The 918-nt window shown below is 72.1% G+C and carries 1 protein-coding gene; it reads left to right on the top strand.

From position 1 onward, the window contains the following. On the top strand, positions 1 to 798 hold a 798-nt coding region (locus FFK22_RS41950; RefSeq protein WP_143957018.1), incomplete at its 5' end, for an ATP-binding cassette domain-containing protein. Positions 799 to 918 lie beyond the last annotated feature (120 nt).

Consider the following 918-nt stretch of genomic DNA (forward strand, 5'->3'; position numbering starts at 1 on the left):
TTCGGCCTGAAGCTGCGCGGCATCGCCGCCCGGCCGCGCCGCCAGAAGGCGGAGGAGATCCTGGCCGTGGTCGGGCTGGCGCGCTGGGGCCAACACCTGCCGGGCGCGCTCAGCGGCGGCATGCGCCAGCGGGTCGGCCTGGCCCGGGCCTTGGCCACCGATGCCGACGTGCTGATCATGGACGAGGCGTTCAGCGCCCTCGACCCGCTGATCCGCACCGAGATGCAGGACGAGCTGCTGCGGCTGCAGCGCACGCTGCACAAGACCATCCTGTTCATCACCCATGATTTCCAGGAGGCGCTGAAGCTCGGCACCCGCATCGCCATCATGGCCGACGGCGCCGTGGTACGCGAGGGCACGCCGCAGGAGATCGTGACCGATCCGGGCAGCGACTATGTCGCCGCCTTCACCCGCGAGGTCGACCGGTCGCGGCTGTTCGATGCCCGCTCGGTGATGGTCGAGGCGCGGCCGATCGTGGCCCGCGCCGACGGCACGGTCGAGCTGGCCGGCGTATCCGGGCTCGGCCGGTCCTTCGTGGTTGACGATGCCGGCCGGCTGATCGGCACGGTCGCCGCCGCCGACCTGCCGCGGCTGCAGCAGGGCATCACCCTGCGTTCGCTCGCCTCGGCCGACTGCGCCACGGTGCCCGGCCATGCCCGCCTGGCCGACATCGCTGGCGCCTGCAGCGGCGACCAGCTGGTCGCCGTGATCGACGAGGACGGCCGGCTGCTCGGCCGCGTCGAGCCCGGCCGGATCCTCGCCCGCATCGCGGCCCCAGCCGCCCTCGCCCAGCCCTGATGGAGCCGACGGTCCCATGTTCAGCGCCGACGACCTCTATGTCCTGCCGGTCGACAAGTGGATCCAGGCCGGCGTCCAGTGGATGTCGCAGAATCTGCGGCCCTTCTTCCAGCTGGTGAA

This window comes from Mycobacterium sp. KBS0706 (genome assembly GCF_005938675.2).
In the GTDB taxonomy this organism is placed as follows: domain Bacteria; phylum Pseudomonadota; class Alphaproteobacteria; order DSM-16000; family Inquilinaceae; genus Inquilinus.